This is a genomic window from Massilia luteola (assembly GCF_034420155.1).
Classification (GTDB): Bacteria; Pseudomonadota; Gammaproteobacteria; order Burkholderiales; family Burkholderiaceae_D; genus Telluria; species Telluria luteola.
This window is the reverse complement of sequence record NZ_JAXOFN010000039.1, coordinates 43,590-64,524: the sequence shown is the minus strand read 5'-3', so window position 1 is coordinate 64,524 and position 20,935 is coordinate 43,590. Positions and strand designations below refer to the sequence as shown.

The 20,935-nt window shown below is 66.5% G+C and carries 17 protein-coding genes; 11 read left to right on the top strand and 6 right to left on the bottom strand.

Going from position 1 to position 20,935, the window contains the following annotated elements; genetic code table 11:
- The 4 genes from tuf to rpsL form a co-directional block, all read right to left on the bottom strand.
- The coding region (gene tuf, locus U9J41_RS25960; protein WP_322402223.1) for an elongation factor Tu at nucleotides 1–1,100 on the bottom strand (1,100 nt) is incomplete at its 3' end.
- Nucleotides 1,101–1,196: 96 nt separating this feature from the next.
- Nucleotides 1,197–3,302, bottom strand: coding sequence for an elongation factor G (gene fusA / locus U9J41_RS25955; RefSeq protein WP_322405059.1), 2,106 nt, complete (start codon nucleotides 3,300–3,302; stop codon nucleotides 1,197–1,199).
- A 135-nt stretch (nucleotides 3,303–3,437) separates the two neighbouring features.
- A complete protein-coding gene (gene rpsG / locus U9J41_RS25950; protein ID WP_056439862.1) occupies nucleotides 3,438–3,908 on the bottom strand; it encodes a 30S ribosomal protein S7 in 471 nt (156 codons plus the stop codon).
- Nucleotides 3,909–4,034: 126 nt separating this feature from the next.
- Nucleotides 4,035–4,418: a 30S ribosomal protein S12 gene (gene rpsL, locus U9J41_RS25945; protein ID WP_005663517.1), complete on the bottom strand. Its 384-nt coding sequence runs from the start codon at nucleotides 4,416–4,418 to the stop codon at nucleotides 4,035–4,037.
- A gap of 381 nt (nucleotides 4,419–4,799) precedes the next feature.
- Here rpsL and U9J41_RS25940 point away from each other — a divergent pair, with 381 nt between their 5' ends.
- Complete coding sequence (locus tag U9J41_RS25940) at nucleotides 4,800–6,692, top strand: phosphoethanolamine transferase (RefSeq protein WP_322405058.1); 1,893 nt, start codon at nucleotides 4,800–4,802, stop codon at nucleotides 6,690–6,692.
- Between the two features lie 44 nt (nucleotides 6,693–6,736).
- Here the strand turns inward: U9J41_RS25940 and U9J41_RS25935 are convergent, their stop codons facing one another.
- A complete protein-coding gene (locus U9J41_RS25935; RefSeq protein WP_322405057.1) occupies nucleotides 6,737–8,290 on the bottom strand; it encodes a MutS-related protein in 1,554 nt (517 codons plus the stop codon).
- A gap of 276 nt (nucleotides 8,291–8,566) precedes the next feature.
- On the opposite strand from U9J41_RS25935, the gene U9J41_RS25930 reads away from it, so the two are divergent.
- From U9J41_RS25930 to U9J41_RS25895, 8 genes are all read left to right on the top strand, one after another.
- On the top strand, nucleotides 8,567–9,835 hold the full coding sequence (locus tag U9J41_RS25930; RefSeq protein WP_322405056.1) for an efflux RND transporter periplasmic adaptor subunit: 1,269 nt from the start codon (nucleotides 8,567–8,569) through the stop codon (nucleotides 9,833–9,835).
- A gap of 19 nt (nucleotides 9,836–9,854) precedes the next feature.
- The gene (locus tag U9J41_RS25925) at nucleotides 9,855–10,571 is read left to right on the top strand and encodes an ABC transporter ATP-binding protein (RefSeq protein WP_322405055.1); all 717 of its coding nucleotides are present in this window, start codon (nucleotides 9,855–9,857) and stop codon (nucleotides 10,569–10,571) included.
- Nucleotides 10,572–10,581: 10 nt separating this feature from the next.
- Nucleotides 10,582–11,892: an ABC transporter permease gene (locus U9J41_RS25920; RefSeq protein ID WP_322405054.1), complete on the top strand. Its 1,311-nt coding sequence runs from the start codon at nucleotides 10,582–10,584 to the stop codon at nucleotides 11,890–11,892.
- Between the two features lie 11 nt (nucleotides 11,893–11,903).
- Nucleotides 11,904–13,139: an ABC transporter permease gene (locus U9J41_RS25915; protein WP_322405053.1), complete on the top strand. Its 1,236-nt coding sequence runs from the start codon at nucleotides 11,904–11,906 to the stop codon at nucleotides 13,137–13,139.
- 24 nt (nucleotides 13,140–13,163) lie between these two features.
- On the top strand, nucleotides 13,164–14,498 hold the full coding sequence (locus U9J41_RS25910) for a sigma-54-dependent transcriptional regulator (protein ID WP_322405052.1): 1,335 nt from the start codon (nucleotides 13,164–13,166) through the stop codon (nucleotides 14,496–14,498).
- Nucleotides 14,495–15,826 carry a sensor histidine kinase gene (locus tag U9J41_RS25905; protein ID WP_322405051.1) on the top strand — a complete coding sequence of 444 codons (1,332 nt, stop codon included), beginning with the start codon at nucleotides 14,495–14,497 and terminating at the stop codon, nucleotides 15,824–15,826. The genes U9J41_RS25910 and U9J41_RS25905 overlap by 4 nt, the downstream gene beginning before the upstream one ends.
- Nucleotides 15,827–15,927: 101 nt before the next feature.
- Nucleotides 15,928–16,296: an energy transducer TonB gene (locus tag U9J41_RS25900; protein ID WP_322405050.1), complete on the top strand. Its 369-nt coding sequence runs from the start codon at nucleotides 15,928–15,930 to the stop codon at nucleotides 16,294–16,296.
- Nucleotides 16,296–17,066, top strand: coding sequence for a spermine/spermidine synthase domain-containing protein (locus U9J41_RS25895; RefSeq protein WP_322405049.1), 771 nt, complete (start codon nucleotides 16,296–16,298; stop codon nucleotides 17,064–17,066). The genes U9J41_RS25900 and U9J41_RS25895 overlap by 1 nt, the downstream gene beginning before the upstream one ends.
- Here U9J41_RS25895 and U9J41_RS25890 read toward each other — a convergent pair.
- Nucleotides 17,026–18,087 (bottom strand): MBL fold metallo-hydrolase, encoded by a 1,062-nt coding sequence (locus tag U9J41_RS25890; RefSeq protein WP_322405048.1) that lies wholly within the window; start codon nucleotides 18,085–18,087, stop codon nucleotides 17,026–17,028. The two genes, U9J41_RS25895 and U9J41_RS25890, sit on opposite strands and share 41 nt — an antisense overlap.
- A gap of 384 nt (nucleotides 18,088–18,471) precedes the next feature.
- Between U9J41_RS25890 and U9J41_RS25885 the strand changes: the two genes are divergently transcribed.
- Both U9J41_RS25885 and U9J41_RS25880 read left to right on the top strand, forming a co-directional pair.
- On the top strand, nucleotides 18,472–20,013 hold the full coding sequence (locus U9J41_RS25885; RefSeq protein WP_322405047.1) for a S1C family serine protease: 1,542 nt from the start codon (nucleotides 18,472–18,474) through the stop codon (nucleotides 20,011–20,013).
- Nucleotides 20,013–20,930: a hypothetical protein gene (locus U9J41_RS25880; protein WP_322405046.1), complete on the top strand. Its 918-nt coding sequence runs from the start codon at nucleotides 20,013–20,015 to the stop codon at nucleotides 20,928–20,930. Before U9J41_RS25885 ends, U9J41_RS25880 begins: the two co-directional genes overlap by 1 nt.
- The last annotated feature ends 5 nt before the right edge of the window (nucleotides 20,931–20,935 follow it).

Here is a 20,935-nt window from a genome sequence, read left to right as displayed (position 1 = left end):
GCGATCAGCTTGACGGTGATCGACACGTTGTCGCCAGGCATGACCATTTCCTTGTCGGCCGGCAGCTCGATCGAACCGGTCACGTCAGTCGTACGGAAGTAGAACTGCGGACGGTAGTTGTTGAAGAACGGGGTGTGACGGCCGCCCTCATCCTTCGACAGCACGTAGATCTCGCCGGTGAAGTGGTTGTGCGGCTTGATCGAACCCGGCTTGGCCAGGACCTGACCACGCTGGACATCTTCACGCTTGGTGCCGCGCAGCAGCAGACCGACGTTGTCGCCGGCTTGACCCTGGTCCAGCAGCTTGCGGAACATTTCCACGCCGGTGCAGGTGGTCTTGACAGTGTCGGTGATGCCGACGATTTCGATCTCTTCGCCGACCTTGATGATGCCGCGCTCGACACGACCGGTCACCACGGTACCGCGACCCGAGATCGAGAACACGTCTTCAACCGGCATCAGGAAGGCGCCGTCGACGGCACGTTCCGGGGTCGGGATGTAGGTGTCCAGGGCTTCAGCCAGGCGGGCGATGCACTCTTCGCCCATCTCGCCCGGCTGGCCTTCCAGCGCCATACGAGCCGAACCCTTGATGATCGGCAGGTCGTCGCCCGGGAACTCGTACTTCGACAGGAGCTCGCGCACTTCCATTTCGACCAGTTCCAGCAGTTCCGCGTCGTCGACCAGGTCGCACTTGTTCAGGAACACGATGATGTACGGCACACCCACCTGGCGAGCCAGCAGGATGTGTTCGCGCGTCTGCGGCATCGGACCGTCAGCGGCCGAGCACACCAGGATCGCGCCGTCCATCTGGGCAGCACCGGTGATCATGTTCTTGATGTAGTCGGCGTGGCCCGGGCAGTCGACGTGAGCGTAGTGGCGGTTGGCCGTTTCGTACTCGACGTGCGCGGTGTTGATCGTGATGCCGCGCGCTTTTTCTTCCGGCGCCGCGTCGATCTGGTCGTACGCCTTGGCTTCGCCGCCGAATTTCTTCGACAGGACGGTTGCGATTGCAGCCGTCAGGGTGGTTTTGCCGTGGTCAACGTGACCAATGGTGCCGACGTTCACGTGCGGCTTGGTCCGTTCGAATTTACCTTTTGCCATTTCGATCTTCCTTTAAAAGAGCAATTTATTTTATTTGCGGGACAGAGCAGGGCTCATCGCTTTCTGCTCTGTCCTCAACTGATTATGACTGACTAATTACTTGGATTTTGCCGTCACGATGGCGTCCATCACATGCTTCGGTGCTTCAGCATAGTGCTTGAATTCCATCGTGTAGGTCGCACGACCCTGGGTTGCCGAACGCAGCACGGTCGAGTAACCGAACATTTCCGACAGCGGGACTTCGGCCTTGATGATCTTGCCGCCACCGCCCGGGATCTCGTCCATGCCCTGCACCATACCGCGGCGGGACGACAGGTCGCCCATCACGGTACCGGCGTAGTCTTCCGGCGTCTCGACTTCCACGGCCATCATCGGCTCGAGGATGACCGGGTTGGCGCGACGGCAGCCTTCCTTGAATGCCATCGAACCGGCCATGCGGAACGCGTTTTCGTTCGAGTCCACGTCGTGGTACGAACCGAAGGTCAGCGTCACTTTGACGTCGACCACCGGGTAGCCGGCCATCACGCCGCTCGACAGCGTCTCGCGCACACCCTTCTCGACTGCCGGGATGAATTCGCGCGGAATCACGCCGCCCTTGATGGCGTCGATGAACTCGAAGCCCTTGCCCGGTTCCTGCGGCTCGATCGACAGCACGGCGTGGCCGTACTGGCCGCGACCACCCGACTGCTTGACGAACTTGCCTTCGACGTCGCTGACCGACTTGCGGATCGTTTCGCGGTACGCCACCTGCGGCTTGCCGACGGTCGCTTCCACGCCGAATTCACGCTTCATGCGGTCGACGATGATCTCCAGGTGCAGCTCGCCCATACCACCGATGATGGTCTGGCCCGATTCTTCGTCGGTACGCACGCGGAACGACGGGTCTTCCTGAGCCAGACGGTTCAGGGCCAGGCCCATCTTTTCCTGGTCGGCCTTGGTCTTCGGCTCGACGGCCTGCTGGATCACCGGCTCCGGGAACACCATCTTTTCGAGGATGATCGGTGCCGCCGGGTCGCACAGCGTTTCGCCGGTGGTCGCTTCTTTCAGGCCGACAGCAGCGGCGATGTCGCCGGCGCGGACTTCCTTGATCTCTTCGCGCTGGTTCGCGTGCATCTGCAGGATACGGCCGACGCGTTCCTTCTTGCTCTTGATCGGGTTGAACACGGTGTCGCCCGACTTGATGACGCCCGAGTACACGCGGAAGAAGATCAGCTGGCCGACGAACGGGTCGGTCATGATCTTGAATGCCAGCGCGGCGAATTTCTCATCGTCCGATGCCTGACGGGTGACCGGCTGGTCGTCCTCGTCGGTACCGCCGACCGGCGGAATGTCGACCGGCGACGGCAGGTACTCGATGACCGCGTCCAGCATGGCCTGCACGCCCTTGTTCTTGAAGGCGGTGCCGCACATCATCGGAACGATTTCCGAAGCGATGGTGCGCTGGCGCAGTGCGGCCTTGATCTCGGCTTCCGTCAGTTCGCCTTCTTCGAGGTACTTGTTCATCAGGTCTTCGTTCGCTTCAGCAGCGGTCTCGACCAGCTTCTCGCGCCATTCCTTGGCCGTTTCCAGCAGCTCGGCCGGGATTTCGCGGTAGTCGAACTTCATGCCCTGCGACGCGTCGTCCCAGTAGATCGCCTGCATCTTGACCAGGTCGACCACGCCGAGGAAGTTGTCTTCGGCGCCGATCGGGATCTGCAGCGGGATCGGGTTGGCCTTCAGGCGCGCGCGCATCTGCTCGTACACCTTGAAGAAGTTCGCACCGGTACGGTCCATCTTGTTGACGAACGCAAGACGCGGGACCTTGTACTTGTTAGCCTGGCGCCACACGGTTTCCGACTGCGGCTGCACGCCGCCGACTGCACAGTAGACCATGCAGGCGCCGTCCAGGACGCGCATCGAACGCTCCACCTCGATGGTGAAGTCGACGTGGCCCGGGGTGTCGATGATGTTGAAGCGGTGCGGCTCGAAATTGTTCGCCATACCCTTCCAGAAGCAGGTCGTCGCTGCCGAGGTAATGGTGATGCCGCGCTCTTGCTCCTGCTCCATCCAGTCCATGGTAGCTGCACCGTCGTGCACTTCACCGATCTTGTGGTTCACACCGGTGTAGAACAGGATGCGCTCGGTGGTCGTGGTCTTACCGGCGTCGATGTGAGCGGAGATACCGATGTTACGGTAGCGCTCAATAGGGGTAGTGCGTGCCATAAATTTTCCTAACTTTTGAATGGACAAAACCGAGCAGCATTCTGGTGATCAAAATGAGCTCGGCCTGAACAACTGATACTGCATGGCCGCACGACCCCGAAGGCGTTCTGCCTCCCAGGGAAGTTGGCCATTCGCTTAGAAGCGGAAGTGCGAGAACGCCTTGTTCGCTTCAGCCATACGGTGCACCTCGTCACGACGCTTCATCGCGCCGCCGCGGCCTTCTGCTGCTTCCATCAGCTCGCCACCCAGGCGCTGCTGCATGGATTTCTCGCTACGCTTGTTTGCGGCTTCGCGCAACCAACGCATAGACAGGGCCATACGGCGGACCGGACGCACTTCAACCGGCACCTGGTAGTTGGCGCCACCGACGCGGCGGGATTTCACCTCGACCATCGGCTTGCAGTTGTTGATGGCGGTTGCGAACACTTCCAGCGGGTCCTTGCCCGATTTGGTCTGGATGTAGTCGAATGCACCGTAGATGATGTTTTCTGCGACCGACTTCTTGCCGGACAACATCAGAACGTTGACGAACTTGGCGAGATCGATGTTGCCGAATTTCGGATCCGGCAGAATTTCGCGCTTGGGTACTTCACGACGACGTGGCATTTCAATTCCTTCCTGTCTTCAGTTGAGTGCTTGCGCACTCGCGAAAGGCCATCATGACCCTTCACTTACTCGGCCTTCCGGCCGCCTCAACTAACTCAATATTAATTTACCCGGATTGCAAGAAGATTACTTCTTGGCAGCCTTGGCACGCTTGGCACCGTACTTCGAACGGGCCTGCTTACGGTCTTTCACGCCCTGGGTATCCAGTGCACCGCGGACCATGTGGTAACGCACACCCGGCAAGTCTTTCACACGACCGCCGCGCAGCAGCACGACCGAGTGTTCCTGCAGGTTGTGGCCTTCACCGCCGATGTACGAAATGACTTCGAAACCGTTGGTCAGGCGAACTTTGGCGACCTTACGCAGTGCCGAGTTCGGCTTCTTCGGGGTCGTCGTGTAGACACGGGTGCAGACACCGCGCTTTTGCGGGCAGTTTTCCAGTGCCGGCGACTTGCTCTTCACAACCGCAGCTTCACGCGGCTTGCGAATCAGTTGATTGATGGTTGGCATCGTTCTAAATCCAACAAAATTACTGCTACGTTGATGACCCGGGAGCTCTTGCTTCCCGGGGACTGAAACCGAGTCCCGACACAGTCTGCACAGGCGACGACAGCCACTCACCAGCGGGAGCGGCTGTTATGCGTAAACCATGTGCAGAATAATTCGAGAACTCGCAAGTATAGACCTGAAGCCGGGCCGGGTCAACAAACTTGCTGACTGGGCACCGCGACAGCGGCGGACGTCTGGGTAAACCCGAGGTGATTTGTCGTGATAACGACACAACCAGTGTACGCCGGATTTCATCCATTGTGCAGAGGGAATAGCGTTACCTATGGCAAAAAACGGATAATAGCGGACTTCGCCCCTGCCCTGCCGCCCACGCACGCTTCGATGTCATTTCTGCTACGCCCGCGCAACCTGTACGTCGCGCTCACTTATCTGCTGCTCTCCTGCGTGCCCTACGTGGCGCCGCTGTACGGCACGCCGCTCGCGCATCCGGGCCAGCTGGCCGGCCTCGAACTGCTGGCCTGGCTCGGTGTGTGGTCCGTGTTCAAGCGCCCCGCTTATTTCCACTGGCTGCTGCTGCCCGCCTTCCTCGGCCTGCCCATCGAGCTTTATTTATATGCGTTCTATGGCCAGGGCATTTCCACACACCACCTCGGCATCATCGCGGAGACGAGCCCGGCCGAGGCGATGGAATTCCTCGGCAACAAGGTCTGGGTGCTGATCGGCGTGTTCATCGGCGTGCTCACGTGGTTCGTCACGAGCTGGATCGCGGCCTGGCGCACGCGCGACCTCGACTGGGCCGACGTCTCGCGGCCCGTCGTCCTGGCGGTGCTGGCGCTCGTGGCCGCCGTGTTCGGCTACGGCCTCAAATACGGCGTCGCCCCGCCGCAGGTGGGCACGGCGGCCCCGGCCGCAGCCAGCGTGCGGCTGGTCAAGGCGCAGTCCGTGCCGTCCGACAGCGTCGAGGCCGCCAGCGAAGAGACCGCCCCGCCGCATCCATCCAGCATCCCCCGTCCCGCCGCGCTGCCGCCGCTGGCGCACTGGATGCAACTGCCGTTCGACCTGGACACGTTCGCCCATTCCTGGCCGTTCGGACTGGCCGCGCGCGGCGTCGATTTTTACAAGGAGCGCGTCTATCTGGCGGACCTCAACCGGAAAAGCGCCAATTTCCACTTCCACGCCCACCTGGCCGAGCCGAACGACACGCCGCAGATCGTCGTGATGGTGATCGGCGAATCGTCGCGCTACGACCGCTGGAGCATCAACGGCTATGACCGCGACACGAATCCGCTGCTGTCGCAGGAAGCCAACCTCGTCCCGCTGCGCGACGTGATCACGTCGGTGTCCGCCACGCGGCTGTCGGTACCCGTCATCATCTCGCGCAAGCCGGCCACGCAAAGCCTCAAGGACGGGTTCTCGGAAAAATCCTTCCTGACCGCCTTCAAGGAAGCGGGCTATAAAACGTTCTGGCTGTCGAACCAGATCTCGTTCGGCAAGTTCGACACGCCCGTCTCCGTGTTCGCCAAGGAAGCGGACGTCATCGAGTTCCTGAACCTGGGCGGCTTCACGGACAATTCGAATTACGACGAGGTGCTGTTCGGTCCGCTGAAACACGCCGTGGCCGACCCGGCGCCGAAAAAACTGATCGTGCTGCACACCCTGGGCAGCCACTGGAACTACAGCCACCGCTATCCGAAGCAGTTCGACAAATGGCTGCCGTCGCTGTTCGGGGTCGACAAGCCGGCGTACACGGACATCCGGATCAAGCAGCAGCTGAACAACAGCTACGACAGCTCGATCCTGTACACGGACTGGTTCCTCGACCATGTCATCGACACGCTGAAGGACGCCAACCAGCCGGCCGCCATGGTGTACGTGGCCGACCACGGCCAGACCCTGTACGACGGCAGCTGCCGCCTCGCCTTCCACGGCCACAACACGCAATACGAATTCCACGTCCCCGCGTTCGCCTGGTATTCCGACGCGTACGCGGAACGCTTCCCGGACAAGGTCACGCAACTGCGCCGCCACCGCAAGGCGAAGCTGGCGACGGAAAACATGTTCCACACGCTGCTCGACCTGGGCGACGTGCGCTACCCGGACGAACATCTGGACTGGAGCTTCGTGAACGCCGCGTTCAAGCAGCACAAGCGCTACGTCGACAGCTACGGCTGGACCGACTACGACAACGCCACCATCAAGGGCGATTGCCACGAAGTGATCGCGAAGGGCAAGCCGCGGCCGGCCGCCTCCCCGGGGGTCCGCGCCGTTTTTTGAGCAATTTCCCAAAATCGGGCTCTGACCCCGGCCATGCTCCCAGACTACGGCGCCAGCAGGTTGGCCTCCGCGTCGCTGCGGCGCTGCCGCGCCAGCCAGCCGGCCACCTGTTCGGCCTTGCGCTGGACGGCGGCGTCGAAACCATGGTCGGCCAGCAGCGCCACACCGTTCGTGCGTCCCAGGACGCCTGGTTCCATCGCCAACCCGTCGGCGCCGCGCACGATGCGCCACGGCGCCAGCGCATGCGCCAGCAGGGCGCCCAGCACGAGGTTGTGCGACGAGACGACCACCAGCGCGTGCCGGGCCAGTTCGTCGACGACGGCCGTCGCGGCCGATACGGATTCCTCGTGGTTCGTACCGCGGAAGATTTCGTCGACGAGGCAGACGACGGGTTGCTCCCCGCGTGCGCGTGCGAGCAGCGACCGCGCGCGCGCCAGCTCGGCGACATATAAACTCTGGCCGCCGAGCAGCGAATCCTCGTTCTGCATGCTGGCGACCACCGGCAGCGCCGGCAGGCTGGCGCTGCGCGCATAACAAAAGCCGAACGCGCGCGCGACCACGAGGTTCAAGCCGAGCATGCGCAGGAACGTGCTCTTGCCGACGCCGTTCTGGCCCGACAGGAACGCGCCCTTGCCGTCCAGCGCCACCGACAAGCCCCGTGCCTCGTCGAGCAGCGGATGCGCCCCGCCCTCGATCGCCAGCGTGCGCGGGCCCGTGCGCGTGCGCGTGGCCCAGCACCAGCCCTGGCGATCGCGCAGATGGCGGGCCAGCGCCACGTCGGCTTCCAGCCCGGCGCACAGCCGGTAGCATTCGCGCAGAAAATCGCGCTGGCCGAACACGAGATCGAGCGTGCGGTAGTAATGGCGCACGTCGGCCGCCGCGAACCAGTCCGCGTAGTCGCGCGCGACGGCGATGCCGGGCACGCCGGATGCGGCCTGCAGCGAGCGGTCGAGCGATCGGCTCAGGCGCCCGGCCGGCGCGCCGCGGCCCGTGAACGGGGCGGCCTGCGCGCTGCCGCTGCCGTCCAGCAGCGAGCAGGCGCGCAGCAGCATCTGCAGCGCGCGCAGCGTGCGTGTCCAGCGGCCGATGCGGTCCTGGTAGCGCATGTGCACCATCACCAGAAAATACATCGCGACGCCGACGCCGAGCCAGCCCAAGGGCGACACGAGGAGCGCGGCCGCGATCGATGCCGCCAGCAATACGGGCAGCCAGAACAGCCTGCCGACCCAGTCCGGCCGGACCGGCTGCGCGTCCGCGAACAGCAGCGTGGCCACGTCGACGTCCGCTTGGCGCAGGCAGGCCAGTGCGCGCCGCAGGGCGTCCAGCTGCGCGGGATCGTCCAGCAGCGCCTCGATGCGGGCACGCCGCGCCGCCACTGCCTCGTCATCCGCGCCGCCGCGCAAATCGCGGTCCAGCACCTGGCGCCCGAAGATGCTCGTGCCGGGCGCCAGCGTCTCCGCATAATGCGGCAGCAGCAGGTCGCGCCAGGTCGCGTCGTCGATGGCATCCGCGGCATCGGGCGGCACGGCCGCGTGCAAGGCCGCCACCTCGTCCGGCGTGAACGGCTGGTCGCCCGGGTCGGATTCGGACGGCGTCATGAGCCGGACGCCGCGCGATGCCAGGGAACGCAATTTGTCGAACAAACGAAACAAGAAAGGGGGCATACACGACTTTCCACGGCGGCGCCGGATTATTGTAAATAAGGAACTATGGCCGCTTCCCAGAATATCAAGAGCGTCCGCACTGTCCGGCCAAGCCGCGCGCGGACAACCGCGGACGCAACCATATCCGGCGGCCATCCAATGAAATCAAAGGGTTAACGTCTGGCATGGATCGTGCAAACACAGGCACTGTCCACAACCCGTGTCCACATCATGATCCGCGATACATCACAACAAGACGCCACCATCGCTCCGCCGCCAGGTTACAAGCTGAAGCGCCGCGCGCTCTGGGTCGGCAGCGCCGTCATCGTGGCCGCCCTGTGCGCCGGCCTCGTGTCCACCTGGCGCGGCAGCGAGGCGTCCGTCAGCGCAGCGCGCCTGCGCATCGCCGAGGTCACGCGCGGCACGCTCGTGCGCGACGCGTCCGTCAACGGCCGCGTCGTCGCCGCCGTCAGCCCGACGCTGTACGCCAAGGCGCCGTCCACCGTCAACCTGAAGGTCGCCGCCGGCGACACGGTCAAGAAAGGGCAGGTGCTGGCCGTGCTGGAATCGCCCGACCTGGCGGACGTGCTGAAACGCGAGACGTCCGCCTACGAGGGCCTGAAGGCCGAGGTGGCGCGCCAGCATATCCTGTCGCGCAAGCAGAAGCTGCTGGCGCAGAAGGACGCGGACACCGCCGAGATCGACCGCCTGTCCGCCCAGCGCACGCTGGAACGCTACGACAGCGTCGGCCAGCTGGGCGTCATCGCCAAGATCGATTACCAGAAGGCGAAGGACGCGCTGCAGTCGGCCCAGATCCGCGCCAGGCACGCGGCCGAGGCGTCCGTGCTGGAAGGCGAGGACGTCGCGCTCGCGCTCAAGACGAAGGTCAATGAACTGGAACGGGCGCGCCTGTCGATGGAAGAAGCGCAGCGCCGCGTCGACGAACTGACGGTGCGCGCGCCCGTCGACGGCTTCATCGGCACCTTGAACGTGCAGGACCGCATGGTCGTCGCCGCCAACGCGCCACTGATGACGCTCGTCGATCTGTCCAAGCTCGAAGTCGAGGTCGAGGTGCCGGAGACGTATGCGGCCGACCTGGGACTGGGCATGAACGCCGAGGTCACCCTGCCCTCCGGCACCGCGACGGGCAAGCTGTCGGCGCTGTCGCCGGAGGTCGTCAAGAGCATGGTGCTGGCGCGCGTGCGCTTCGACGGCGCGCAGCCCAAGGGCCTGCGCCAGAGCCAGCGCGTGACGGCGCGCCTGCTCATCGAGGAAAAGCCGAACGTGCTGATGGTGGCGCGCGGCCCGTTCGTCGAAAGCGAGGGCGGACGCTATGCCTACGTCGTGCGCGACGGGATCGCCACGCGCACGCCGATCCGCATGGGCGCCACGAGCCTCTCGGCCGTCGAAATCCTCTCCGGCCTGAAACAGGGCGACAAGGTCGTCGTCGCCGGCACCGACGCGTTCAACAACGCACAACGCATCTCGATCAATCAATAACGAATCCAAAGGACCCGCCATGCTGCGCATGACCAATCTCTCCAAGGTATATCGCACCCACATGATCGAGACGCACGCGCTGCGCGGCTTCGAGATCGAAGTCAAGGAAGGCGAATTCGTCACCGTCACCGGCCCGTCCGGCTCGGGCAAGACGAGCTTCCTCAACATCGCCGGCCTGCTCGAGGAATTCACGGCGGGCGAATACATCCTCGACGGCGTCAACGTGAAGGGCCTGGACGACAACGCCCGCTCGCGCCTGCGCAACGAAAAGCTGGGCTTCATCTTCCAGGGCTTTAACCTGATCCCCGACCTGAACCTGTTCGACAACGTCGACGTCCCGCTGCGCTACCGCGGCTTCAACACGAGCGAGCGCAAGAGGCGCATCGAGGACGCGCTGGCCAAGGTCGGCCTGGCCTCGCGCATGAAGCATTATCCGGCCGAGCTGTCCGGCGGCCAGCAGCAGCGCGTGGCCATCGCGCGCGCGCTGGCCGGTTCGCCCAAGCTGCTGCTGGCGGACGAACCGACCGGCAACCTCGATACACAGATGGCGCGCGGCGTGATGGAACTGCTGGAAGAAATCAACGCGGCCGGCACGACGATCCTGATGGTCACGCACGACCCGGAACTGGCCGTGCGCACCACGCGCAACGTGCACATCATCGACGGCCAGGTGTCGGACCTCGTGCGCCGCGGCCCGACGCTCGTCGACAGCCAGGCCACCGCCACCACCGCATAAGGAGCGCACCATGTTCGGCTATTACTTCAGGCTTGGCGTGCGCAGCCTGCGCCGCAACCCTGCCCTCACCGCGCTGATGATCCTCACGTTGGCCGTCGGCGTCGCGGCCAGCGTGTCCACGCTGACGATCCTGCACATGATGTCGAGCGACCCGATCCCGCAAAAGAGCAGCCGCCTGTTCGTGCCGCTGCTCGACCCGGGCAATCCCGAGGACTACGCGCCGGGCGACGAGCCGCAAGACATCCAGATCACGTACCAGGACGCGCAGAACATGCTGAAAAGCGGCCAGGGCGTGCGCCGCACGGCGCTGTATGGCCTGCAGGCGCCGGTGCAGCCGCCGCGCACCGACATCTCGCCGTTCAACATGACGGGCCTCGCGCCCACGCGCGACTTCTTCGCCATGCTCGACGTCCCGTTCATCAACGGCCAGGCCTGGACGGAACAGGACGATGCGCGCGGCGCCGACGTCGTCGTGCTCGGCCGCGACATCGCCGAAAAACTGTACGGCAGCGCCGATCCGGTGGGCAAGCGCCTCACCTTGCTGGGCGCGCCGTTCACCGTGGTGGGCGTGACCGACAAGTGGATGGCGCTGCCGCGCTTCTACCGCCTGGCCGGCGGCGTGCGCTACGGCGAGGGCGAGGAATTCTTCATCCCGCTCGCCACCGCCATCCGCCACGAGGTCACGCACAACGGCAATATGAGCTGCTCGAGCAATTCGGGCGCCGGCTTCGCCGCCCGCCTGACGTCCGAATGCACGTGGATCACGGCGTGGTTCGAGACGGCGGCGGCAAGCGACCGCGCCGACCTGCAGACGTGGCTCGACAACTACGCGGCCGAGCAGCGCAAGCTGGGGCGCCTGAAGCGCAACGCGCCGAACCGCCTGTTCAACGTGCCGGAATGGCTGGAGTACACGAAGGTCGTCGGCAAGGACAGCAAGCTGCAGACCTGGCTCGCATTCGGCTTCCTCGTGCTGTGCCTCGTGAACACGGTCGGCCTGCTGCTGGCGAAGTTCTCCGTGCGCGCCTCCGAGATCGGCGTGCGGCGCGCGCTGGGCGCCTCGCGCGGCGAGATCTTCCGCCAGTTCCTCATCGAGACGAGCGTCGTGGGCCTCGTCGGCGGCCTGCTCGGGCTCGTGCTGGCCTTCGGCGCGCTGGGCCTCATCGCCATGCAGGGCAAGCAGACGGCCGCCGTGGCGCACATGGATTGGCAGATGCTGATCCTGACATTCCTGATGTCGGTCGGCGCCGCCATCCTCGCCGGCCTGCTGCCGACCTGGCGCGCCTGCCAGGTCACGCCGGCCATCCAGCTCAAATCGCAGTAAGGAAAACCGCCATGGAAATCCGTCCCATCCTGTCCGCGCTGTTGCGCAACAAGACCGGCCCGATCCTCGTCGCGCTGCAGGTCGCCCTGAGCCTGGCGATCCTGTCCAACGCCGCCCACATCGTCAACGAACGCCGGGCCGTCGCCGCACGCCCGTCCGGCCTGGTCGACGAACATTCGACGTTCTACATCACGGTGCGCACCCTGTCGAACGACACGCCCGAGCAGCAGCTGGCCGCCATCAAGCGCCAGACCGCGCTGCTGCGCGCCGTGCCCGGCGTGGCCTCGGCCGCCCACACGACCCAGATGCCCATGGGACGCAGCGGCAGCAACACGAGCGTGGCCGTCGACCGCCGCCAGACCCACGCCAGCGCCATCGCGTCGACCTATTTTTCGGGCGACTCGCTCGTCAAGACTTATGGCCTGAAGCTGGTCGAAGGCCGCGACTTCCTGCCCGCGGAACTCGTCGACGTCAACCAGGACACGAGCACCCAGGCGCCGCCGCAGGTCATCGTCACCAGGGCGCTGGCCGAGAAGATGTGGCCGGGCCAGTCGGCGGTCGGCAAGACGATGTTCTTCGGCACCGGCACCGATGCCCAGCCGGCGCAGGTGGTGGGCGTCGTCGAGACGCTGATGAGCACCCAGGCCGAAGTCGGCGAATCGGGCATGTATTCCGTCATCAGCCCGGCGCGCCTGTACGGCGGCGGACCGGTCGAGCTGTTTGCGATCCGCACCGAGCCGGGCCAGCGCGACCGCGTGATGAAGGAAGTCGACGACGCCCTGCGCAAGTCGTCGGCCACGCCGATGATCACGAGGATGAAGACGTCCGACGAAGACCGCAAGGACCGCTACCGCGCCGACGTCGCGCTGCAGTGGATGCTGATCACGGTGGGCGTGCTGCTGCTGTTGATCACCGCGAGCGGCATCGTCGGCATGGCCAGCCTGTGGGTCACGCAGCGCCGCAAGCAGATCGGCGTGCGCCGCGCGCTGGGCGCGAAGAAGACCGACATCCTGCGCTACTTCATCATGGAGAATTTCATGATCACGAGCGCCGGCGTGTTCGGCGGCGTGGCGCTGGGACTCGCGTTGAACCAGCTCCTCGTCAGCAAGCTGGAGATGGCGCGCCTGCCGGCCGGCTACCTCGTGTCCGGCGCCCTCGGCTTCTGGCTGCTGGGCGTGCTGGCGGCCTACGGCCCGGCGTGGCGCGCGGCCGGCATTTCGCCGGCGACGGCCACCCGCAGCGTCTGACCCGGCAGTGATATGCTAGCGGGCATGCCTACCGTATTGATCATCGATGACAACGCCGCCGTCGGCATCGCGCTCGACGTCCTGTTCTCGCTGCACGACATCGCCGCGCTGCGTGCCGCCTCGCCCGAGGAGGGCCTGGCCATTCTCGCGCGCGAGCCGGTCGACCTGGTCATCCAGGACATGAACTTCACGGCCGACACCACGTCGGGCGAGGAAGGCGTGGCGCTGTTCCGGGAGATCCGCGCGCGGCATCCGGACCTGCCCGTGATCCTGCTGACGGCGTGGACGCACCTGGACGCGGCCGTCGACCTGATCAAGGCGGGCGCCGCCGACTATCTGTCGAAGCCGTGGAACGACGACCGCCTGCTGGCGACCGTGACCAACCTGATCGAACTGGGGCAGGCCAACCGCGCCCTGGGCCAGCGCCTGCAGCGCGAACGCCGCGCGCGGCGCGAACTGGAACAGAACTTCGACCTGCGCGGCCTGGTGTGGGCCGACCCGGCCACCGAACGCGTGCTGAGCCTCGCCTGCCAGGTGGCGCGCGCCGACGTGCCGATCCTGATCACGGGGCCGAACGGCACCGGCAAGGAACGCATCGCCGAAATCATCCAGGCGAATTCGATGGTCCGCGACGGCCCGTTCGTCGTGCTGAACTGCGGCGCCCTGCCCTCCGAACTGATCGAAGCGGAACTGTTCGGCGCCGACGCGGGCGCGTACACGGGCGCGTCGAAGGCGCGCGAGGGCAAGTTCGAGGCGGCCGACGGCGGCACGCTGTTCCTCGACGAAATCGGCAACCTGCCCCTGGCCGGGCAGATGAAACTCCTGCGCGTGCTGGAGACCGGCCGCTTCGAGCGCCTCGGTTCCAACCGCGAGCGCCAGGTGCAGGTGCGCGTGATCAGCGCGACGAACGCCGACCTGGGCGCGATGATCCGCGCCGGCACCTTCCGCGAAGACCTGTATTACCGCCTGAACGTCATCGAACTGAAGCTGCCGGCGCTGGCCGCGCGCCCCGGCGACATCCTGCCGCTGGCGCACGGCTTTCGCGCACGCGGCAAGACCTTGCACCCGGGCGCGGAAGCGGCGCTGCTGGCCCACGCCTGGCCGGGCAATGTGCGCGAGCTGAAGAACGTGATGGCGCGCGCGAACCTGCTGGCCCAGGGCGACGTGATCAAGGCGGCCGACCTCGGCCTGCCGCTGCCGGCGGGCGGCATGCCCGATGCGGAGCCGGACCGCGACGCCATCATCCAGGCGCTGGCGCGCGCCGGCGGCGTGATCGCGCAGGCGGCCGCCGAACTCGGGCTGTCGCGCCAGGCGCTGTACCGGCGCATGGAGCGGCTGGGTATCGCACGCGCTGCATGAAATTCCGGCTGTCCCTCGTCACGCGCTGGTCGGCCCTCGTCGCCACCTTGCTGGCGGTCGGGATCCTGATCGCGCTGGCGCTCGACCACCTGCTGCCGGGCCGGCCGCTGGCCGTGCTGGGCATCTGCCTGCTGTGCGTCGTGCCCATTTCGATCATCACCCTGCGCTCGCAGATTCAACCGATCCTGTCGCTGTTCCGCGCCCTCGAAGGGACCGTGGCCAGCTACCGCGACGGCGATTTTTCGTTCAGCCTGCACTGGCCGCAGAACGACGAACTGTCGGACCTCATCGCCGCCCACAACGCGCTCGGCGAAGTCCTGCGCGAGCAGCGCCTCGGCCTCGTGCAGCGCGAACTGCTGCTCGACACGATGGTGCAGAACACGCCCGTCGCCATGCTGCTCGTGACGGAACCGCCCGGCGCGCCCGAGCGCAACGCGCGCGTGATCGTCTACGCCAACGTGGCCGCGCGCCAGCTGCTGTTCGCGGGCCACAAGCTGGAGGGCCACGCGCTGCACGACGTGCTGGCGCAGACGCCGGCGCTCGTCGAAGCGCTGGCGCGCGGCGGCGACGGCCTGTTCACGGCCGGCGCCGGCGAAGAGGAAGAGGTGTACCACCTGGCGCGCCGCAACTTCAGCCTGAACGGGCGGCGCCACGAACTGCTGCTGCTGCGCCAGTTGACGGCCGAACTGCGGCGCCAGGAAGTGCAGACCTGGAAAAAAGTCATCCGCGTCATCAGCCACGAATTGAACAATTCGCTGGCCCCGCTCGCGTCGCTCGCCCACTCCGGCACGGAGCTGGTGCGGCGCGGCCAGACCGAGCGCCTGCCGCAGATCCTGCAGACCATCGGCGAGCGCACGCGCCACCTGGAGAGTTTCATTCTCGGCTACGCCCGTTTCGCCAAGCTGCCGGCGCCCCGCCTCGACACCATTCCCTGGGCCGACGTCGTCGCCGGGCTGGCGGAGCAGGTGGAGTTCCGGACCAAGGGAGACCTGCCCGAAGCGCCGGCCCGCATCGACCGCGCGCAGATGGAGCAGGCCCTGCTCAACCTCCTCAAGAATGCCCACGAATCCGGCTCGCGCCCGGACGACGTCGAACTGCATGTGCGCCGGGTGCAGGAGGTCGTGCGCATCGACGTGCTCGATCGCGGCACGGGCATGAACGACGCCGTGCTGACGAACGCCCTGGTCCCGTTCTACTCCACGAAGCGCAGCGGCACGGGCCTGGGCCTGGCGCTGGCGCGCGAAATCGCCGAGGCCCACGGCGGCCGCATCACCCTCGGCAACCGCGACGGCGGCGGCCTGGCCGTCACCCTGATCCTCCCCGCCTGAAGTCGACCCTTCGGGGTCAGAGCCCGGTTTTGGGCAATTTCCCGTCGAAGCGCACGATCGTGCGATACTTCCGGTTTCGTCGACTTTGGAGCATTCGAAGGATGATGCGACTTCCCTTGTTTTGCATGACCGCGCTGGCGCTGGCCGGCTGCGTTCAGTCTCCGGCCACGCGCACGGCCGCCGCGCAGCCGCAGCCGCCGCAACAGCAGCTGCCGGGCCAGGACTGCGCGCCCCCCGTCTACCCGCCCGCAGCGCTGCAGGCGCGCATGAGCGGCGTGTCGATGATGGCCTTCCTCGTCGGCAGCGACGGCACCGTGCGCGAATCGCGCCTGCTCAAGTCGAGCGGTTACGCCATCCTCGACCAGGCCGCCGAAGCCGCGCTCCGGCTGTGCCGCTTCAAGCCCGCGCTGAAGAACGGCCACACGGTCGCGGCGTGGCAACCCGTCCAATACGCCTGGTCGCTGCCGTAATGTCGAACGCCAGGGATCCCCGCTTTTCCCGGCCCGGCCACCCGCCGGCCACCATCACCGAGTTCGAGGGCGTGCGCTCGCTGCACCTCGGCACCTCGTGGGTGCAGGGCGCGATGCGCCTGGCGCGGCCGGATGCGATCGAGCTCGAATACGTGCAGATGATGATGATGTGGATGCTGTTCCTGCCGGAACCGCGCCGCATCGTGCAGCTGGGCCTCGGCAGCGCCGCGCTGACGAAGTTCTGCCACCAGCGCTTTGCGCAGGCGCGCGTGACGGCCGTCGAGTTGAATCCGAACGTGATCGCCATCTGCCGCGAGCATTTCGGCCTGCCGCCCGACGGCGACCGCCTGGACGTGCGCGAGATGGACGCCCTCGACTTCGTGCTGGACCCGGCCAACCACGGCACGGTCGACGTGCTGCAGGTCGACCTGTACGACGAGGAAGCGCGCGGCCCAGTGCTCGACACGCCCGAGTTCTACGCGGCCTGCGCCGCCTGCCTCAAGACCGGGGGCATCATGACCGCCAACGTGTTCGGCGACTTTTCCAGCTACGACAAGAACCTGGAGGCGATGGAGGACGCGTTCGACGCCGTCGTCTGGCTGCCCGAGGTCCACGACGCCAACATCGTCGTCGTCGCCTTCAAGGACGCGCCGCAGATCGATTTCTCCGTGCTGTACGAGCGCGCGGGCGACATCAAGCGGCGCTACAACCTGCCGGCCAAGAACTGGGTCAACGGGTTGAAGGAGTGGATGCGCGATCACCAGGACTGACCGGTTCCGCCGGCGCCTGCATCGCCTCCTGCCACCACGCGCCGCCCTCCTGCGGCTGCAGCAGCGACAGGCGTTCGCCCATCAGCGGCGTCGCCACCTGCACGCCGGCCGCGCGCGCGAGGCCGCGGATACGCTCGAACGGTTCGTACCACGGATGCAGCGCGAGGTCGAAGGTGCCGTTATGGACCGGCACCATCCAGCGCCCGCGCAGGTCGAGGTGGGCCTGCAGCGTCTGTTCCGGATGCATGTGCACCTCCGGCCACATCGTGTTGTACGCGCCGTTCTCGAGGAACGTCACGTCGAACGGGCCGAAACGCTCGCCGATGGTCCTGAAATCGTCGTGATAGCCGGTGTCGCCACTGAAGAACAGGCGCAGGCCGCCCGCCTCGATCACCCACGACACCCACAACGTGCGGTCGCCGTCGCGCAGGCCCCGGCCCGAGAAATGCCGCGACGGCGCGGCCGTCAGGCGCATGCCGTCGACTTCCGTCGTCTGCCACCAGTCGAGCTGGCGCACCTTGGCCCGGTCGGCGCCCCAGCCGACGATGCGGTCGCCCACGCCGAGCGGCGCGACGAACAGATCGGTCCTGGGTATCAGGCGCATGATGCTGGCGTGGTCCAGGTGGTCGTAATGGTCGTGCGACAGGATCACGCCGGCGAGCCGCGGCAGCGCCTCGATGCCGATGGGCGGCGCGTGGAAGCGCTTCGGCCCCGCCCACTGCACCGGCGCCGCGCGCTCGGAAAACACGGGGTCCGTGAGCCAGTAGCGGCCATCCAGCTTGAACAGCATGGTCGAATGGCCCAGGCGCCACAGGCTCGCGTCGGGCGCGGACTCGATGTCGGCCGTCGTCAACGTACGTACGGGCAGCGCCTGGCCAGGCACCGTCGTCTTCGGCTTCGCCGTGGCGAGCTTCCAGATCAGGGACAGGATCTCGCCGATGCCCTGCCGGCGGCGCGGCACGACGTTGCGAAAACGGCCATCGGGGAGGCGGGGCGCGGCGGCGGCAGGAAGTTCGGACATGGCGGCGGCGGTTCGCTCGGACAATGAACGATCATCGCACGTTCCGGACAATCATGCCGACGTGGCGGATTTACCGATCCGTCGCAACCAAAACGTCGCCCCGGCGCAGGCCCGGTTTATTTGCGTTACGACGGCGCCGCCCGCCACGTCGCTCGCGCGGAAGCGGCGCGACGGGGCCGCGGATTTGGCTGCGTTGCGGCGGTTCGCGGTGTCCGCGGCCGTCCGGCCAGTGTCCGCGCCCCGTGACCGGACACGACATATATGCATGTACAACATTACGGAATGATTACGCGTGACATTTCGTGCATTTTTACAGTTACTCACCGTGTATATTGCGACGGCAACGCTTGCATGTCACATTTCGCATACCGGAACAGGGAATCCATGAAGATCGTCCGCCTCGCCGCGGCCGCCGCGATCGCGCTGGCCAGCTGCACGCTCCACGCCCAGGAAATCAGCCAGGCCACCGCCCCGCCGACCGCCGCGCCGTCCGTGTCTCCCACCGTCGAGAACTCGGTGGTCAAGATCTTCAGCACGCTGCGCCGTCCGGACCCGTTCAAGCCCTGGACCAAGGCCACGCCGCAGGACATCACGGGATCCGGCGTCGTCATCGAGGGCAAGCGCATCCTGACCAACGCCCACGTGGTCGGCTACGCGAGCCAGGTGCAGGTGCAAGCGAGCCAGGACGGCGACAAGGTCGGCGCCACCGTCGTCGCGATCGCGCGCGGCATGGACCTGGCCCTGCTGAAGCTGGACGACGAATCGTTCTTCGACAAGCATCATCCGGTCAAGCGCTCGAGCGTGCTGCCGGACGTGCGCGAGGCCGTGATGGCGTACGGCTACCCGCTCGGCGGCACGTCGCTGTCCGTCACCAAGGGCATCGTCTCGCGCGTCGAATTCGTCCACTACGGGTACGGCAGCGCGGGCCTGCGCGTGCAGATCGACGCGCCGATCAACCCCGGCAACAGCGGCGGCCCCGTGATCGACGGCGACAAGATGATCGGCCTCGCGTTCTCGGTGGCGACGAATGCCCAGAACATCGGCTACGTGATCCCGAACGAGGAAGTGGAACTGTTCCTGCGCGACGTGGCCGACGGCCGCTACGACGGCAAGCCGCTGCTGCTGGACGACGTCCAGACCCTGGAAAATCCGGTCCTGCGCCAGTACCTCAAGCTCGACAGGTCGGTCGACGGCATCGTCGTGCACCGCCCCTACCGCGGCGATGCCGCGTATCCGCTGAAGGAATGGGACGTCATCACGCGCATCGGCGACTATCCAATCGACGACCAGGGCATGGTCAAGCTGGGCCCGAACCTGCGCGTGCGCTTCCAGTATCGCGTGCAGCAGGTCGCGAAGGACGGCAAGGCGCCGCTGACCATCATCCGCGACGGCAAGACGATGCAGGTGCAAGTGCCCGTCGGCGGCCCGCGGCCCCTCCTGATCCCGCCGCTGCAAGGCAGCTACCCGTCGTACTTCGTGTACGGCCCGATCGTGTTCTCGCGCGCCACGGCCGAATACCTCTCCTTCCTCAACGCCAACGTCCAGCTGCAGAACGCGTACGGCTTCAACGCCAGCCCGCTCGTCACGCGCCGCGGCGACGAGCCGGACGCGCAACACGAGGAACTCGTCGTCGTCAGCTCGCCGTTCTTCCCGCACAAGGTCGTCGCCGGCTACAGCAACCGGTTCGGCTCCGTCGTCGACTCGGTCAACGGCGTGCCCGTGCGCAGCCTGCGCCACCTGGTTGCCCTGCTGCGCGACCTCAAGGACGACCTGGTCGTGCTGCGCTTCGACCAGCGCGTCGGCGAGACGATGGTCGTGCCGCGCAAGGCGATGGTCGAGGCGACCGAGGGCATCCTGCAGGACAACGGCATCCGTTCGCAGGGCTCGCCCGACATGATGGCCGTCTGGAACGGCAAGAAGATCTGATGGGGCGCGCGACTTCCTGGCGCCGCGCGGTCGGCGCGGTCGTGATGGTGGCCTGCGTGCCGGCCCTGTGTTTCGGCGCGGGCGCGGCGCCCCTGCCCACGCCGGCCCAGCTGGCGGCGCTGGCCTTCCCCGGCTGGAGCGACAGCGCGGCCGGGCGCGTGCACAGCGCCACGCTGCCGCCCCTTCCCGGCATGGCGCATGGCATCTACGCCGGCTGGAACACGGGCACGAACCGGGTGCTCGTCGAACCGAAGCTGGTGCTGCGCACCGACGCCACGCACGTGACGCTCGTCGCGGGCCTCGTGCCGGCCGGCGACGACGACCGCTCCGCCGCCGTCCATGCGACGCCGATGGCGCTGGCGGCCTACCAGTTCGAGCAGCGCCGCGGCACCTGGGGCGTGAGCGGACGCCAGGGCATCTTCGCGCTGCGCGGTTTTTCCGGCGCCGCCGCGATGCGCGAAGTCGCGCTGGCCGCGCGGCACCCGGCCGTGGCCGTCGAATACGGCAGCTGCTGGCAGGGCTATTGCGGCACCTGGCTCGCCGTGTATGAAGTGGGCCGCGACATGATCCGGCGCGAACCCGCCGTGGAACTGGCGCTGTCCGGCATCAACACCGACAGCGCGGCGGATTGCCAGCGCCGCCTGGCGCCGCTCATCAAGCCGCACGCCCAGGATCCGGCCGCGCACGGCGATGGCGGCGGCCCGGAGCCGCACGACTGCTACGCGATCGAGGGCAGCTGGTCGATCGACGCCACGCACGACCAGCCGGGAGACCTGACCGTCCACTACCAGGGCGCGATCAGCCGCGCCGAGGCGTTCGCCGGGCCGCCGGCCGCGATCGACCAGCGCCAGGTGCTCCGCTACGGCAACGGCAAGTACCGCGCGATTTCCGGGTTCTCGCCGGTGCCGGCGATCTGACGTGC